This window comes from Streptomyces sp. NBC_00316 (assembly GCF_036158715.1).
Taxonomy (GTDB): Bacteria; Actinomycetota; Actinomycetes; order Streptomycetales; family Streptomycetaceae; genus Streptomyces.
Genome location: NZ_CP108023.1, coordinates 2,291,192 through 2,308,170 on the forward strand (window position 1 = coordinate 2,291,192; position 16,979 = coordinate 2,308,170).

The following is a 16,979-nucleotide window of genomic DNA, read 5'->3' on the forward strand; positions in this document are numbered from 1 at the left end:
CTCCGGCCCTGCGAGGGGGCCGCACGAAAATGGGGCTCGAGCGTGCGAGCTCGAACCCCACCAAGTGGAACCATGGTAGCCACTTCTCCGCATGTTCACCCAATTGGGCGCATGATCATGCAGCTCCGCGGTGCTGACGCGGCCGTGCGCCGCGCCGTCCCGGCCGTGCCGGTCAGGCGCCGGCCAGGGTCGCCACCAGAACGGCCTTGATCGTGTGCATCCGGTTCTCGGCCTCGTCGAACACGACCGAGTGCGCGGATTCGAAGACCTCGTCCGTGACCTCCAGCTCGGTCAGACCGTGGCTGGCGTGGATCTCGCGGCCGACCTTGGTGCCGAGGTCGTGGTAGGCCGGGAGGCAGTGCATGAACTTCACGTCGGCGTTGCCCGTGGCGTTCAGGACGTCCATGGTGACGGCGTACGGCGCGAGGGCCGTGATGCGCTCGTCCCAGACCTCCTTGGGTTCCCCCATGGAGACCCAGACATCGGTGACGACGAAGTCGGCACCGCGGACACCCTCGGCGATCTCCTCGGTGAGGGTGACGGTCGCACCGCTGGACTCGGCGAGCCGGTGGGCCTCCGCGACGATCTCCTCGGACGGCCAGTAGGCCTTCGGGGCGACTATCCGGACATCCATGCCGAGCAGCGCACCTGTGACCAGGTACGAGTTGCCCATGTTGAAGCGGGCATCACCGAGGTAGGCGAAGGCGATCCGCTCCAGCGGCTTGTCGCTGTGCTCGGTCATCGTGAGGACGTCGGCGAGCATCTGGGTCGGGTGCCAGTCGTCGGTGAGCCCGTTGAAGACGGGAACTCCGCCGTACGCCGCCAGCTCCTCGACGGCAGCCTGGCTGTCACCGCGGTACTCGATGCCGTCGAACATCCGGCCGAGGACGCGGGCGGTGTCCTTCACGGACTCCTTGTGTCCCATCTGGGAGCCGGCCGGGTCGAGATATGTCGTGGCGGCGCCCTGGTCGGCGGCGGCGACCTCGAAGGCACAACGGGTGCGGGTCGAGGTCTTCTCGAAGATCAGCGCGATGTTCCTGCCGCGCAGCCGCTGCACCTCGGTGCCCGCCTTCTTGGCGGCCTTGAGTTCGGCGGCCAGGTCGATCAGACCGCGGAACTCCTCGGCCGTGAAGTCCAGCTCCTTGAGGAAGTGGCGGCCTGCGAGGTCTATGGCCATGGTGGCTGCTCCTGGGTCGGGCGGAGATCGCACGGACAGTTGCTGAAAGTCTATACGAACGAACGCATCACTATACAGTCCCCTGCATCGGTGTGTCCGCCGCCGCTGTTCCGCCTCTGCCCCTCCTTCCCCACACAGGGCCGCGGACGATTCCTCACACGGGATCGCGGACGATCGGGCAGCTCATGCAGCGCGGGCCGCCCCTGCCCCGGCCCAGCTCGCTGCCGCGGATCTCTATCACCTCGATGCCCTGCTTGCGCAGATACGTGTTGGTGGTGGCGTTGCGCTCGTACGCGATGACGACACCCGGCTCGACGGCCAGCACATTGCAGCCGTCGTCCCACTGCTCCCGCTCGGCTGCATGCACGTCCTGGGTGGCCGTGAGCACACGGATCGAGTCCAGACCGAGGGCCGCCGCCATCGCCTTGTGCATGTGCTCCGGAGGATGGTCGGTGACCTTCAGGTCCCTCGGTCCGCCGCCCGGCTCGATGGTGTACGAGCGGAGCATGCCGAGCCCCGCGTACTGGGTGAACGTGTCGCCGTCGACCATCGTCATCACCGTGTCGAGGTGCATGAACGCGCGGCTCTTGGGCATGTCGAGCGCCACGATCGTCCGGGCGGAACCGGCGTCGAACAGTCCGCGGGCCAGCATCTCGACCGCCTGTGGAGTGGTGCGCTCGCTCATTCCGATGAGGACGGCGCCCTGGCCGATGACCAGGACATCGCCGCCCTCGATGGTCGACGGATAGTCGTCCTGCCCCTCCGACCAGTGGTGGAACACCCCCGCCTCGGGGCCGGTGAAGAGGGGGTGGTGGCGGTAGATCGCCTCGAAATGGACCGTCTCACGCTGCCGGGCCGGCCAGCGCATCGCATTGATGGACACCCCGTCGTAGATCCATGCCGAGGTGTCCCGGGTGAAGAGGTGGTTCGGCAGCGGACCGAGCAGGAAGTCGTCCAGGTCCATCACATGGAAGCGGACCGAGGTCGGCTCGCTGTGCCGCTCCAGGAACTCCCGCTTCGTCATCCCGCCGACCAGAGCCTCCGCCAGGTCGGCGGTGGACAGCTCCTCGAACGCGGCCCGCAGATGCTCGGTGGCGAGCGGGCCGTACTCCTTCTCCTCGAAGACCCGGTCCAGCACGAGCCGTTTGGCCACCGGGATGTCCAGGGCCTCACGGAGCAGATCGCCGAAGAGATGTACCTCCACGCCTCGGTCGCGCAGCACGTCCGCGAACCCGTCGTGCTCCTGGCGTGCGCGGCGCACCCACAGCACGTCGTCGAAGAGGAGCGCGTCCTTGTTGCTGGGGGTGAGCCGCTTGAGTTCGAGATCGGGGCGGTGAAGTATGACGCGGCGCAACCGCCCGGCCTCGGAGTCGACATGGAATCCCATGCCTCCATCCTCACCGCGCGGAGCACCCTTCACCCGGCGAATCGCCACCCCCACCTCTCTTTCGGATCAGAGGCGGGGGTCCACGGGCTCCGACTCCAGGGCGAGCACCGCGAAGACCGCCTCGTGGACCCGCCACAGCGGCTCCCCCTCCGCCAGCCGGTCCAGCGCCTCAAGACCCAGGGCGTACTCACGCAGCGCCAACGACCGCTTGTGGCCGAGGAACCGGGAGCGCAGCCGCTCCAGATTCTCCGGACGCGTGTACTCGGGGCCGTAGATGATCCGCAGGTACTCCCGGCCGCGCACCTTGATGCCCGGCTGGACCAGCCTGCCCTTCTCATCCCGGACGAGCGCCGCGAGCGGTTTGACGACCATCCCCTCGCCGCCGCGGCCGGTCATCTCCAGCCACCAGTCGACGCCGGCGCGGACCGATGCCTCGTCGCCGGTGTCGACGACCAGCCGCCGGGTGACCTGGAGCAGGCCGGTGGGGTCGTGCTCCACAAGCCGGTCCAGCCAGGCCAGCTGCTCGTCGTGCGGTACGGCGGCCAGCGAACGGCCCTGCACGGCAAGGATCTGGAACGGGGCGATCCGCACCCCGTCGAGGCCCTCGGTGGGCCAGCAGTACCGCCGGTAGGCGTCGGTGAACGCCGCCGCGTCAGCCGTCCGGTCCTGCTGCCGGGCAGCCAGGCCGGCGACGTCGACCCCACGGGCCGCCGCTGCCGCCAGCGCCGCGTTGGCTCCGGGGAGAACGGCGCCGGAGGCCGCGCCGACCGCCGCATACTGCGAACGCAGCAGCCCGCCGGCCTTCAGGGACCAGGGCATCAGCTCGGCGTCGAACAGCACCCAGTCGGTGCCCCACTCCTCCCAGAGCCCGGCGGCGGTGACAGCCGTGCGCAGCCTGCCGAGGATCACCTCGGTCAGGGCGACGTCGTCCAGGAACGGCCGTCCGGTACGGGTGTGCAGCGCCCCGGTCGGGCCCTCCACCCCGAACCGTTCGCGGGCCGCCCCCGCGTCGCGGCAGACCAGGGCCACCGCGCGCGAGCCCATGTGCTTCTCCTCGCACACGACCTGGGCGACGCCGTCCGCCCGGTACTGGGCGAAGGCCTCGGCCGGGTGCTCCAGGAAGCCCTCCTCGTGGGACGTCGCGGTCGGTGCCATGGTCGGCGGGAGGTAGCCGAGCAACCGCGGGTCGACGGCGAACCGGCTCATGACCTCCAGCGCCGCCGCGGCGTTCTCCTCGCGCACCGAGATGCGGCCCAGGTGCCGGGTCTCCACGATCCGGCGGCCCTGCACATCGGCCAGGTCGAGCGGCCGGCCCTCCCGGCCGCCGGGCGCCTCGGTGCCCAGCGGCTTGGCCGGCTCGTACCAGACCTTCTCGGCCGGAACGTCGACGAGTTCGCGCTCCGGCCAGCGCAGCGCGGTCATCTTCCCGCCGAAGACCGCACCGGTGTCCAGGCAGAGGGTGTTGTTGACCCAGGAGGTGCTGGGCACGGGAGTGTGGCCGTAGACCACGGCGGCGCGGCCGCGGTACTCCTCCGCCCACGGGTAGCGCACGGGCAGCCCGAACTCGTCGGTCTCACCGGTGGTGTCGCCGTACAGCGCGTGCGAGCGGACCCGTCCGGAGGTACGCCCGTGGTACTTCTCGGGCAGCCCTGCGTGGCAGACGACGAGCCTGCCGCCGTCCAGCACGTAGTGGCTGACGAGTCCGTCGATGAACTCGCGCACCTGCGCCCGGAAGGCCGGGTCCTTCTCGTCCTCCCGGTCCAACTGCTCGATGGTCTCGGCGAGTCCATGGGTGTGCTGGACCTTGCGGCCCTTGAGGTAGCGCCCCAGCTTGTTCTCGTGGTTGCCCGGCACGCACAGGGCGTGGCCTGCGGTCACCATGGACATGACGCGGCGCAGGACACCGGGGCTGTCGGGCCCGCGGTCGACGAGGTCGCCGACGAAGACCGCCGTACGCCCTTCGGGATGCGCACCGTCGACGTAACCGAGCTTGCCGAGCAGGGACTCCAGCTCGGAGCTGCAGCCGTGGATGTCACCGATGATGTCGAACGGCCCGGTGAGGTGACGGAGGTCGTTGTAGCGGCGCTCCAGCACCACTTCGGCGTGCTCGGCCTCCTCCTCGGTACGCAGGATGTGCACCTTGCGGAAGCCCTCGCGCTCCAGGCCGCGCAGCGAACGACGCAGCTCGCGGCGGTGGCGCTGGACGACGTGGCGGGGCATGTCGGCGCGGTCGGGGCGGGCGGCGTTGCGCGCCTGGCAGACCTCTTCGGGCAGGTCGAGAACGATCGCGATCGGCAGCACGTCGTGGCTCCGGGCGAGCTGCACCAGCTGCCTGCGGCTCTCTGCCTGCACGTTGGTGGCGTCGACGACGGTCAGCCGCCCGGCCGCGAGCCGCTTGCCCGCGATGTGGTGCAGCACGTCGAAGGCGTCGCGGCTGGCGCTCTGGTCGTTCTCGTCGTCGGCGACGAGGCCGCGGCAGAAGTCGGAGGAGATGATCTCGGTGGGCTTGAAGTGCCTGCGCGCGAAGGTGGACTTCCCTGAGCCGCTGGCCCCGATCAGAACGACGAGGGAGAGGTCGGTCACCGGCAGCCTGCGGTGCGCGCCGGGGCTCGACCCGCTGCCGGCGCTCTGCCCAGTGCCGGCGCTCGTCTCGGCGTCGGCGCTCGTCTCGGCTGGGGTGTCGTGCTCGGTCATGCTGCCTTCGCCTCCTTCTTCTCCGTGTCGTCCTCGGCGGACTTCGTGAACACAGCCATCTGCGTGGGCGGCCCCACCTCGGGGTCGTCGGGCCCCACCGGCACGAAGCCGACCCCGTATCCGTGCCGCTGCGCCACCGCCTGTGCCCAGCCCCGGAATTCCGCCCTGGTCCACTCGAAGCGGTGGTCGCCGTGGCGCGCATGCCCGGCCGGGAGGCTCTCCCAGCGGACGTTGTACTCGACGTTCGGCGTCGTCACGAGCACCGTCCGCGGCCGCGCCGAGCCGAACACCGCATACTCCAGCGCGGGCAGCCTCGGCAGGTCGAGGTGCTCGATGACCTCGCTGAGCACCGCCGCGTCATACCCCGCCAGCCGTTTGTCGGTATACGTGAGCGAGCCCTGCCGCAGTGTGACGCGCCCGGCCAGCCGCTCCCCCATCCGGTCGAGCCCCAGGCGGCGCGAGGCGATCGTGAGCGCGCGCATGGAGACGTCGACGCCGACGATCTCCGTGAAACGCACGTCCCCCAGCAGTGTCTTGACCAACTGGCCCTGTCCGCAGCCCAGGTCGAGCACCCGGCTCGCCCCGGCGGCGCGCAGCGCCTCCAGGATCGCCGTGCGCCGCTGCTCGGCGAGCGGCACCGGCTTCTCCTCGGTGTCCGTCGTCTCGTCCACGGCGTTGTCGACGCTCTCCACCGCGAGGTCGTCCAGCTCGGCGAGTCGCACCAGCTCCAGCCGCTCCATCGCCTGCCGGGTCAGCCCCCAGCGCCGGGACAGATAGCGGCTGGTGATCAGCTTCTGCTCGGGGTGGTCGGCCAGCCAGCCGTCACCGGCCCGCAGCAGCTTGTCCACCTCGTCGGGCGCGACCCAGTAGTGCTTGGCGTCATCGAGCACCGGCAGCAGGACGTACAGCTGCCGCAGCGCGTCGGCGAGCCGCAACTCGCCCTCCAGCACGAGGCGCACGTACCGCGAGTCGCCCCACTCCGGGAACTGTTCGTCCAACGGTACGGCCACGGCGTCCACGCTCGTCCAGTCGAGCGGTCCGAAGAGCTTCGACACGAGCTCCGGACCGCCGCGCGCCGGGAGTGCGGGCACCTCGATCCGCAGGGGCACGGGCGCCGCCGCCCGCTCGGGCAGGGAGCGGCACACCCCGTTCAGCGCGGACTTGAAGACCGTGCTCATCGCGACGGAGAGCAGCGAGGACGCTGCGTACGGACGGTCGTTGACGTACTGCGCGAGCGCCGCGTCGGGGGCGCCGCCCCGGCCCTTGCCCTTGCCTCGCCGCACCAACGCCACAGGATCCATCTCCAGCAGCAGCGCGGCCGTGCAGCGCTCGGCGGATGCCTCGGGGTAGAAGACATGCGCGGTGCCGTGGGACGTGGAGAACGTCTGCGCCTTCTCGGGGTGCTTGTGCAGCAGGAAGCCGAGGTCGGTGGCGGGTCGCTCCGGGGTGCCGGTCGTACTGATTGTCAGGAACACACGTCCGAGTATGGTCCGGTTCACTCGGCCCCCACCAGGCAATTTGTTGGTGTCTACGGTTCCGCCGTTCCTCCTGTCTCTCCCGCCCCTCCGGGCCGTCGTGTCCGTCGTGGCTCTCCTGGTCGTCCCGCCGGCCGCCCCGACCGTTCGGTGCGTCCCGTCCGTTCCCCCTCCAGCAGGCGGGCCAGTTCCGCGATCGGGCCGGGGCCGATCCGGCAGCAGCCGCCGACCAGCCGTGCGCCGGCCGCCTGCCAGCCCCGCACCCGGCGCGGGTCGAAGGTGGCACCGCCGGTCCACGCCCGGGCCTCGGCGTCCCAGCGCTCACCACTGTTCGGGTACACGACGACCGGCTTGCCGGTCACTTCCGCCGCCGTCTCCACCGCACGGTCCGCATCGGCCGGATCGCAGCAGTTCACCCCCATCGCCACCACGGTGCCGAGCCCCGCGGCAAGCCCGAAGGCCGACTCCAGCGACTGGCCGGCCCGGGTCCGGTCCCCCGCCACGCTGTAGGAGAGCCAGACGGGCAGCCCGCATCCCTCGACCGCTTGCAGCAGGGCCTCCGCCTCGTCGGTGTCCGGCACCGTCTCCAGCGCCAGCACATCGGGTCCTGCGGCGGCCAGCGCCTCGATCCGGGGCCAGTGGAAACGCGCCAGTTCCCGGACCGAGAGGCCGTACCGCCCGCGGTACTCGCTGCCGTCCGCGAGCATCGCCCCGTACGGGCCGACCGAGGCGGCGACCCAGATCTCCCGGTCCGTCGCGCCACCGGCCCGCCGGGCGAGCTCCACGCTGCGGGCGAAGAGCTCCGTCGCCCGGACCCGGCCGATCCCCCGCCGCGCGAACCCCTCGAACGTCGCCTGGTAGCCCGACGTGATGAGCACCTGCGCACCCGCCCGCACATAGGCCCGGTGCGCGGCCTCGATCTGCTGTTCCTCGTCGAGCAGCAGCCGGGCCGACCACAGCTCGTCGGACAGATCGCAGCCCTGCGCCTCCAACTGATTGGAGAGGCCTCCGTCGAGCAGGACCGTGGACTCGGCAAGCGCGGCGGCCAACGGCCGGGCGGGTTGCACAGGTGCTCCTCTCAACTGCTCGTGTTCACTTGCTGATCTGCGTCTCGGCCGGAACCGGCTCAGGTCAGCTGGGACTGGACCTGCGCGGAGATCAGCTCCAGGTGCTCGAGGTCGTCCAGATCGAGGATCTGGAGGTAGATCCGTGACGACCCGATCTTGCCGTAGCTGCCGATCTTGTCGACCACCTCGGCGGGCGAGCCCGCGAGCCCGTTCGCCTTCAGCTCCTCCACATCACGGCCGATGACCGCTGCCCGGCGGGCCACTTCGGCGTCGTTCCTGCCGACACAGACCACCAGGGCGTTGGAGTACACCAGGTCGTCCGCACTGCGCCCGGCCGTTTCTGCCGCGTCCCTCACCCGGCCGAACTGCTTCTCGCTGTCCTCGATCGAGGCGAACGGGATATTGAACTCGTCCGCGTACTGCGCGGCGAGCCGCGGTGTACGCGTCGCACCGTGACCGCCGATCAGGATCGGCACCTTGGCCTGGGCCGGCTTGGGCAGTGCGGGCGAGTCGGTCAGCTGGTAGTACGTGCCGTCGTAGCTGAACCTGCCGCCGACCTCGGTCCCCCAGAGGCCGGTGATGATCGCCAGCTGCTCCTCCAGCCGGCCGACCCTCTCCCTGGGGAACGGAATGCCGTACGCCTTGTGCTCTTCCTCGAACCAGCCTGCTCCCAGGCCGAGTTCCACCCGGCCGCCGGACATCTGGTCGACCTGGGCGACCTGGATCGCGAGGACACCGGGGAGGCGGAACGTCCCCGCGGTCATCAGCGTGCCGAGCCGGATCCGCTTGGTCTCGCGCGCCAGCCCGGCCAGGGTGATCCAGGCGTCGGTCGGGCCGGGCAGCCCGTTCCCCGCCCCCATCCGGAGGTAGTGGTCGGATCGATAGAAGGCGTCGAAGCCGAGGTCCTCGGCGGCCTTGGCGACTGCGAGCAGAGTCCCGTAGCTCGCCCCTTGCTGGGGCTCGGTAAAGATTCGAAGATCCATGGATCCATCCTGCACCTCCGAACGCCGGTCGTCCCTTCTCTCACTCGGTGCGCGGCGCCGCGGCGGAGCCGCGCATGGTCGGTCTCCGCGGCCAGGTGCGGACGTGTGCGCTCAGGGCGGTCGAGGACGGTCCGGGGCCGTCACTGCTGGCCGGCCGCCGAGCCCGCCGGTCCGCGGACCGTGCCGTACGGACCGTCCCGCCCTCTTCCGCGCTCCAGATCGTGCTGCCGCTCCCGGTCCTGCTCGGTCAGGCGCCGGAGCATCCCGTGCACCCGGTCAAGCGACTCGTCGGTGGCATCGATCGCCTCTATGCACTGCCAATAAAGACCCTCCTCGTCGGTGTCGCAGGCCACCGCGACAAGAGCCATCCCCACTTCTCCGAGCAGCGCGCCGAGTCCGGTCAGTGTCGCGCGCGGATCGGCGACCCCGGTGAGCTGCGCGGCCCGCACCTCACCGGTCCGCACCACCGGATGGTCAGGCGTCCCGCTGCCCCTCCCCCCGATCTCACTGAGCCCACGCGCCTCGCCACGCAACTCCTTCGGTCCGCTCGCCGCCAACCGGTCCCCGATCGCCTGGGCCAGCGCCTGCGCCTGCCAGGCCTCCCCCATGATGGACGGCGTGCCCCGGCTCTGCGCCAGAGCCCGACTGCTTACCCCTATGAGCCGCTCCGCGTCCATGCATTGCCCCCGTCCTACGAAAACCCGCTCACCTCATCCATTACCCAGAGTGAGGTGAGCGGCACCGAAAGGCCAGAGAATTTCGGAAATCTGTGGACACGAAGTCGATTGTGGATAAATCGATCACTCCGCAGAGTGACGATCTTGTGGTTCTGGGCGCTCGGATACAGGGAAGCGCCCCTCATTCCGGTCGATCTTCGCCGCCAGCGCCCCCAGCGCGTCGATTCCCAGCACCTCGCAGAACTGCAGCAGGTACGCGAGCACATCGGCGACTTCGTCCGCCACCCGATGCGCCGTCCCCGGCTCCTCCATGACACTCGCCGACTGCTCCGGCGTCAACCACTGGAAGATCTCGACCAGTTCGGACGCCTCCACGCTCAGCGCCATCGCCAGGTTCTTCGGAGTGTGGTACTGCTCCCAGTCGCGTGCGGCCGCGAACGCGGCGAGCCGTCGCTGCAGTGTCTGTACATCGAGTTCTGACGCAGCTCGCGGCTTGACCTGCATACTTTCCCCTCTCTCATGCTCCCTGGGCCGTCGTGGGGCCGTCATCGCTCTTCGGACCGTCCTCGAACGCCCGGTTGACGGCCTCCCGCGTGCGCCTTTCGCTGCTCGGCATCAGGTGAGTGTAAGTCCGCAGTGTGAAGCCGGGATCGTGGTGTCCCAGGTACTCCGACAGCGCCTTGATGCTCTCCCCCGCGTCCAGCAGCACGGACGCGTAGAAGTGCCTCAGCGCGTGCATGCCGTTCTCCCGACCGCGCGGCACCCCGGCCTTGTCGAGAGCAGGACGCCAGACCGCACAGCTGAAGACCACGCGGTGCACCGCCCGGCCCTCGACGCTGTTGGTTTTCGGTTCGGCGCGGGTGTTGTGCCAGCGGATGTAGGCGCCGATGGCGGCGTTCTGCTCGCTGTGGCTGCGGTGGTCGGTGTGGTTCAGCACGAAATAACGCAATGCTGTGAACTCCGACTCGATCCAGTTGAACCACGAGCCGTAGGTCGGAAGGAAGACCAGCTCGATGTCGTTCGCCGTGGCCCAGGCCCGGACGATGGGATGTTTGTGCGGGGAGAAGTTGTCCAGGACGATATACAGCTTCTCCCGGGCCATCGGACGCGCAGGGCCTTGAGCAGGTTCAGGAACTCCCGCCACCGCTTGCGCTGCCGGATCCGGTAGTACATCTTCCCCGTGCCCAGGTCGAGTGCGGCGAGCATGTACATGACGCCGTCATACCGGTTTTGGGTGGCCATCAGACGGCGGGGCGACCGCCGGGGTCGCCAGGCCTTGCCCTTGCGCGGCATCAGGTTGAGCGGGCCGAACTCGTCGACGCATACCGTCGGCGGGCGGGGCGTCGTACAGCTCCAGCACCCGGTGCATCTCGGTCAGGAAGTCCGGGTCGGTGGATGCCTTCCACGTGGTCGTGGTCTGCCAGGAGACCTTGCCCTCGCGCAGGATCCGACGCAGGGTCTCGCGGCTGATCGTGGGCACCACGGGGCGCTGGACGAGGTGCTCGGCGAGCTTGGCCAGGCTCCAGGTCGAGAACGCGGCGATTCCCCAGTCGGTGGGGGAGGTCCGGGCGATCAGGCAGATGCGCTCGCGCATCCGATCATTGATCGTCTTCGGGCGTCCCCCGCTCCATTTTGGGTCCAGCGCGTCGAACCCCCGCTCGTTGAACGCGTGGATGACATCGCGCACGTAGTCCTCACTGACCTGCATCAACGAGACGATGTCCCGCACAGCTTGGCCCTGGGCGGACATCATCACCGCGATCGCCCGCCGCAGCCTGACCGGGTCCTTCGCGGTGCGGCTGATCCGTTGCAGCCGCCGCCCCTCCTCCATGCTCACCGGCCGGACGAATACTCCCGGACGACGCCCCACGACCACCTCCAAGATCAGATCTTGGAGACAGCCTGCCGGGCAACGGACGACGGATCCATTACCGGGGCAACCATCCGAGACGAGCCACTGGCTGACGGTCACCGTGCCGACGACGATCCGGTGGTCTGAGCAGGTCGCGACGCCCGTGCAGGACGTCGAGATGGCGAGCGAGTCCTCGCTGTACGGTCCGGCCAACGCGCTTTCACGGACAGAAATGAGGTCAGTCTTCGTGTTTCCCCCACACGGCGGTGCCGCGCCGGGGGTGCCGTCCGCTGTCCACTTCCCGTAGCCGAGGCAGTTGCCCGTGTCGTTGTCGTCGAGCTCCCGGTACGCGCCGGTGTTATTGCCGTTGTTCGGTACGTCGAGGCTCGGCGCGTAGAACGAGTTCAGTCGGCCGTAGTGTGGCTGGGCGTTGAAGTCGCCCGCGATCAGGACCGTCTCGCCGGCGGTGTGGTAGTCCTCCAGCTTCTGCCGCACAGACTCCAGCTGGGCCACGTTGAACGACTGGCTCGTGGTGATGTGCGTCGTGCAGAACCGGGTTGCGGTGCCGTCGGTCAGCGGCGCGCACAGCAGGTTACGCTTCTCGGCTGTGCCGTCGTCCGGCAACGCGAGCCGGTCCGCTGCGCCCAGTGGCGGCTTGCTGAACAGCCCGTTGCCGAACGCCTCGCCGTTGCACACCGAGGCGTTGCCGGCCTGAACGAGCCATCGCAGACGACATCCTCAGCCCCAAGAAGAGCTGATCAAGCGGTTCGTTCACAGCTTCTGAACACGACGAACGGCCTGCACAACCCCAACGGGGTCACGCAGGCCCCCGAATTAACCAACAGCATCCGGTCCGGACGGGGCCGCCGGCGGGTTGACGTCCGTAGCAGGCCGGCGGCGGCCCCCGAGCGTCCGGCGCCCATTCACGAGTCGGGGGCGCCTTCGGTCCTGAGCCGCCGGCCATCGTTACCACGAACGGTATGAAAGAGCCAGATCAGCAGGGCCGCCGCCTCCAGCAGGACAGCCGGCCCCCACAGCCACCAGCCTCGCATCTCCGCCAGGGCATAGGTCATGCCCGACAACGGGACGGCCCCCGCTATGAACATGCGGATCACGCTGTTGATCCGGCCCGAGAGATGAACCGGGATGGTCTCCTGCCGGTAGGTGATGGACACGACGTTGCTCAGGCCCAGTGCGAAGGAATTGACCGACCAGGCCAGGATGATGACCCAGATCGGTGGCTCCAGCACCAGAACGCCGAATCCTGCGGCGGCCACCGCCTGGAACAGCAGGATTCGTGACTGGAGCGACCACAAGGGAAGCGCTCTGGGAGTCAGCTGCGCGCCCCATGCGCCGATGAAGAGGCCGATCGCCAGCGTCGCGCTGATCACGGTCGGGTTCGTGCCGCGGTCACCCATCAGGGTCACCAGGACCGATCCCAGTCCGCCGAGGGCCAGATTGGAGACGGCCATGCTGAGGACCAGCCACCCGATCTCCGGCTTCACCAGCCATCGGAAGCCGATGGCGAGGTCATTGCGCAGGCTCGTGTCCGCCGGCTCGACCGGAACCCGAGGGAGCCGCATCGCCCAGACTCCCGCGCCGGCGTAGAGCGCCGCGATACCGAGCGCCGCGTCGCGGGCGTCGAGGGCCGCCAGCACCACGCCGCCGCTCAGAAGGCCCAGCACCTTCGCGAACTCGATCGACGACGACACCCGCGCGACGACGCGGGCACGGTTGTCCGGGCTGATCAGCTCGGGGATGAGCACGAACTGGCTGCTGAGCGACGCCGCGACGCCGCCGAGACCGGAGAGGAAGAGGGCGCCGGCCACAACCCACTCCTGGTCCAGGAACAGTGCCGCGACCGCCACGCACACGGCCTGCTGGACCTGCGCCGCGGCGAACATGCCGCGGCGCTCGTACCGGTCGAGGTAGACACCGATGACCGGGGAGACGGCGTACGCGATGCCGCGGAACGCGAAGGTCAGGATCGCGCCGGCGACGGAGCCCGTGGCGCTGAGCACCGCCAGTGGCGCCACCAGCATGAGCCCGTAGTCCGCGACCTTCCCGATCACCGACGTGCCGATCAGGACGCGTACCACCGGGCGTTCGGCGGCCTCTTGGCCGGTGGCCGGCGTGTCGGTGTCCCTGCTGCTCTCAGGCACGGGGGGATCCTTCTTTCTCGACGACGGCCAGCACCTGCGCCAGTGCGGTGTCGAACTCCTCCTGCCCGGCGGCGCGCAGCACTACGACGTGTCCGTAGTCGGTCGCGTGCTGCACCGGTCCCGGGATGTCCGCGACGACGCGCCGGTAGGAGACCAGACCGGGCACCTCGCTCAGCGGTACGGCGAGGTCCTGGTCGTTGACGTTCTGGAACACGCCGATGACACCGTGCGTCGACCCGTCGGAGGCGCCCGGCCGGATCATGGGATCGAGGCCGCACTGGAGGCGTACCGCGGCGCGGACGAGGTCGACGCCGTGGGTCCGGGCGACGATGTCGTCGATACCGCCTCCCCCGGGACGCGCGGCGGCCTCGCAGAAGAGCAGACCGTCCTCGGTCACGAAGAACTCGGCGTGTGTCACACAGTCGTGCAAGCCCAGAGCCTGCAGGACCTGCTCGTTGAGGCTCAGCAGCGCGCTGCGCAACGGCCCGTCGGTGAGGACGACCGAGCCCTGGTAGGACATGCGGTCGAAGTGACCGGGCTGCTGCAGGTACCTGCTGGCCGAGGCGAAGACGACACGGCCGTCGTGGACCACCGCGTCGACATGGGCCATCGTGCCCTCGACGAACTCCTGCAGGAGCAGGTTCTCGGCCTGACCGCCGAGCCGGTCCACCGCCCCGGGAATGTCCTCCGCCCGGTCGACGACGACGACCTCCGTGGCACCCAGTCCCCAGCGGCTCTTGACCACCGTGCGTCCCGTCCACGGCAGCTCCGCAAAGCTGTACGTGGCCTCGGTGACCGGTGGACAGGGCAATCCGGCCGCCGCCACGGTCCGCGCCATGAGCAGCTTGTCGCGGTAGGGAAGGAGCTGCTTCTCGGTGGGACCCTCCAGACCGTGCCGTGCGCGCACCCGGGCGGCCATGAGCAGGTCCTTCTCGTGCAGGGAGATGATGTGGGTGGCCTGCCGGGTCCTCACCATCCAGTCGCAGACCGCCTCCAGCTGCCGGGGCTTGGTCATGTCCGTCACGACGACATCGGGAAAGGCTTCCCGGGACCAGGTCGCCAGGCCGCCCGCGTAGGTGCGGGTCAGCAGGGCGCGGTCCCATCCCGTGCCCGGGACGTGGGTCCCGCCGGTTCCGACCGTCCAGTCGAGCCGGTGCCGGTTCACCACGAGTGGCTTCATGTTGCCGTCCCCTCCGTTACCTCGATGACGCCGACGGTGAGCAGGTGGTCGACCGCGTCCCGCAGGATCTGGGCGTCGGGGGCGCGGACTTCGGCCGCGCCGAGCCGGCCGGCGGAGCTGAGCAGCGGGCCGACCTCGGAGCCCACTTCCGCGTCCACCCGCCAGGAGATGATGTCCGCCTCTCCCACCCGGTCGGGTCGCTCGAGTACGCGGGTGACGGTGCCGGCCGGTGCGGTGAAGAAGACGATGGCCGCTGCGCCGGCCACGGCCGGTCCTGTGCAGTCCCGGATCACGTCGTCGACTGCCGCGCGGCCCGATCCCTCCGGAACCAGCGACCACGCCAGCGACGCGCGTCTCCAGTCGACCCCGGTGGTGGCTTCGGCGAGGTCGGCGATCCCGTCGCCGCCGGGACGGTTGTGGGTCTCGATGACGCTCACTCGTCCGGGGCCGACCATGAGCTCGGTGTGCGCCGGTCCGTCGGTGATCCCCAGAGCGTCGAGCAGCTCGGTCGTGGCCCGTGTCACCCGCGCCACGTCGGCCTCGGTGAGGGACGGCGGTGGTGTCAGGTGCGCGACCTCGACGAATCCGGTGCTGATGCGCTTCTCCGCGATGCAGACGACTCGGTGCTCGCCGCCGACGCTGAGCGATTCCACGCTCACTTCGACGCCGGGAGCGAACGCCTCCACCAGCCCGTCGCGGAGCTCGTCCCCGGGCAGGCGGTCCAGGTCCTCGAGCGAACCGAGGCGCCGGATGCCGTGGCTTGCCGTCCCCAGGGCCGGCTTCAGCACGGCCTGACCGGCGTCCTTCAGGATCCGGGCCACCGCCTCGCGATCGGTCCCCGGCGCGGAGGGCAAGGACAGGTGCGGGGCGTGCGCCGCAAGGCGCTCGCGCATCCGGCGCTTGTCGCGTGTGCTCCATACGACGTCCTCGCCCGGTCCACGCAGCCCGAGCCGGTCGACGAGGCGTGCGGCCGGTATCAGGCCCTGCTCGGTCACGGAGACGACGGCGGTCGGCCGTGGTCCGACGGCCAGCACGTCGGCGAATGCGTCGACGGCCGCCAGGTCCGGGTAGTCCACGAGGTAGAACTGGTCGTCCTCCCCCCGCAGCACGTTCAGCAGGTCGGGAGCGGTCCGGTCGACGATCAGCAGCCGAGGGCTGACCGCCTGTCCGGCACGCAGGATGTTGGGGGACGCCCCGATGAGCAACAGGGCCATGTGTCTCCTCCGATCGTGACGTGGAGCGTGGAGCCCCACGTCCATGGGTGTCCGAGATCTGCTCCCGGGGATGGGGCCGTCAGGGCCGCGGGCGGGCGGCGGGAAGTCCTGCGACCGGAAGCTCCTCGACGGCCCCCGGCGCGGACTCGGCCCTCACCCCCAGCCCCGATACCGCCGTCACCGCCGCATGAACCTGGGGGTCGGCAGCCGCCCCCCAGCCGCACAGGTCCGGCACGAGGTGGGCAGGCACCAGCAGACGGCGGTGGACCGTCCCGGTGGCCGGATCGGTCGTCGCAGGACCGACGGCCGTGGCCACAGCCGCCATCCGCACCCGGGCGACGGCCGGGCCGTCCGGTCGGCGGTCCATCAGGTAGCCCAGGTGGACCGGCTGCGTGATCTCGATGTTCGTCTCCTCTCTGACCTCGCGGACCGCGGCCCTGGCGGGGTCTCCCCGTTCGTCGGGCTCCAGGGTGCCGCCGGGGAGACCCACCGTGCCTTTGCCGTCGACGTACGCGACCACGCGTCCGTCCGGTACGAACAGCCACACCCACGCCTGACGGATCGGAAGCCCGGCGGGGACGGGGCTCTCGTACCACGTCCACGCACCGCCGCTGTGCAGGGCGGGGGCGATACCGAACTGGTCCATGACCTCCAGAACCGGAGGAACGTGACCGTGCTCCGTCTGGGCCGTGCGTCCGTCGCGCCGCGCCCGGAGCGCGGCCAGCGCACAGCGGGCGTCGGCGGGGGACAGGGCAGAGGGCAGGTCCTCGGGGGCGACGAATACGTTCTGGCAGTCCTCGAGGAGGCGGTCGACCGTGCGGGGGCTGACGGTTCCTGCGTCCAGGATGTGCCGGACCGAACCGTCCGGCCGCCAGTCACACACCAGCAGTGCGCCCAGCCCCGGAGTGAGGCCGGTGGCCCGGCGGACCGCCCGCGCGGCCGCGGCGCGCGGAGACGTGTCCGCGCCGGTGCGGCCGGTGGGCAGTATGAGGGCACCGCCTGAAGAGGCCGTCAGCAGCAGGCGCCCGCCAGTGTCCGTGACGAGCGCCGAGACCTCGACGGAGCCTGCTTCTGGAGCGCTGTTCATGAACGTCCTCAGCCGAGGGTGTGG

14 protein-coding genes are annotated in these 16,979 nt (G+C 70.0%); all 14 read right to left on the reverse strand.

Going from position 1 to position 16,979, the window contains the following annotated elements:
• Positions 1–172 precede the first annotated feature (172 nt).
• On the reverse strand, positions 173–1,177 hold the full coding sequence (gene argF, locus OG878_RS10075; protein WP_328886464.1) for an ornithine carbamoyltransferase: 1,005 nt from the start codon (positions 1,175–1,177) through the stop codon (positions 173–175).
• 154 nt (positions 1,178–1,331) lie between these two features.
• Positions 1,332–2,564 (reverse strand): arginine deiminase, encoded by a 1,233-nt coding sequence (locus OG878_RS10080; RefSeq protein ID WP_328886465.1) that lies wholly within the window; start codon positions 2,562–2,564, stop codon positions 1,332–1,334.
• A 66-nt stretch (positions 2,565–2,630) separates the two neighbouring features.
• Entirely contained in the window at positions 2,631–5,258 is a 2,628-nt protein-coding gene (locus OG878_RS10085; RefSeq protein ID WP_328886466.1) for a polynucleotide kinase-phosphatase, read from the reverse strand.
• A complete protein-coding gene (locus tag OG878_RS10090) occupies positions 5,255–6,733 on the reverse strand; it encodes a 3' terminal RNA ribose 2'-O-methyltransferase Hen1 (protein ID WP_328886467.1) in 1,479 nt (492 codons plus the stop codon). The genes OG878_RS10085 and OG878_RS10090 overlap by 4 nt, the downstream gene beginning before the upstream one ends.
• Positions 6,734–6,786: 53 nt before the next feature.
• A complete protein-coding gene (gene mmuM, locus OG878_RS10095) occupies positions 6,787–7,800 on the reverse strand; it encodes a homocysteine S-methyltransferase (protein WP_328886468.1) in 1,014 nt (337 codons plus the stop codon).
• Positions 7,801–7,859: 59 nt separating this feature from the next.
• Complete coding sequence (locus OG878_RS10100; RefSeq protein ID WP_328886469.1) at positions 7,860–8,783, reverse strand: LLM class F420-dependent oxidoreductase; 924 nt, start codon at positions 8,781–8,783, stop codon at positions 7,860–7,862.
• 140 nt (positions 8,784–8,923) lie between these two features.
• Positions 8,924–9,460, reverse strand: a complete 537-nt coding sequence (locus OG878_RS10105) for a DUF6099 family protein (protein ID WP_328886470.1) — start codon at positions 9,458–9,460, stop codon at positions 8,924–8,926.
• 123 nt (positions 9,461–9,583) lie between these two features.
• On the reverse strand, positions 9,584–9,964 hold the full coding sequence (locus tag OG878_RS10110) for a nucleotide pyrophosphohydrolase (RefSeq protein ID WP_328886471.1): 381 nt from the start codon (positions 9,962–9,964) through the stop codon (positions 9,584–9,586).
• A 13-nt stretch (positions 9,965–9,977) separates the two neighbouring features.
• The gene (locus OG878_RS42235) at positions 9,978–10,562 is read right to left on the reverse strand and encodes a transposase (protein WP_443049086.1); all 585 of its coding nucleotides are present in this window, start codon (positions 10,560–10,562) and stop codon (positions 9,978–9,980) included.
• A gap of 117 nt (positions 10,563–10,679) precedes the next feature.
• Positions 10,680–12,008, reverse strand: a complete 1,329-nt coding sequence (locus OG878_RS10125) for a helix-turn-helix domain-containing protein (RefSeq protein WP_328886472.1) — start codon at positions 12,006–12,008, stop codon at positions 10,680–10,682.
• A gap of 227 nt (positions 12,009–12,235) precedes the next feature.
• Positions 12,236–13,474, reverse strand: coding sequence for an MFS transporter (locus OG878_RS10130; protein WP_328886473.1), 1,239 nt, complete (start codon positions 13,472–13,474; stop codon positions 12,236–12,238).
• The gene (locus OG878_RS10135; protein ID WP_328886474.1) at positions 13,467–14,654 is read right to left on the reverse strand and encodes an ATP-grasp domain-containing protein; all 1,188 of its coding nucleotides are present in this window, start codon (positions 14,652–14,654) and stop codon (positions 13,467–13,469) included. Before OG878_RS10135 ends, OG878_RS10130 begins: the two co-directional genes overlap by 8 nt.
• A complete protein-coding gene (locus tag OG878_RS10140) occupies positions 14,651–15,868 on the reverse strand; it encodes an ATP-grasp domain-containing protein (protein WP_328886475.1) in 1,218 nt (405 codons plus the stop codon). The genes OG878_RS10135 and OG878_RS10140 overlap by 4 nt, the downstream gene beginning before the upstream one ends.
• A 79-nt stretch (positions 15,869–15,947) precedes the next feature.
• Positions 15,948–16,955: an NUDIX hydrolase gene (locus OG878_RS10145; RefSeq protein WP_328886476.1), complete on the reverse strand. Its 1,008-nt coding sequence runs from the start codon at positions 16,953–16,955 to the stop codon at positions 15,948–15,950.
• Positions 16,956–16,979: the final 24 nt, after the last annotated feature.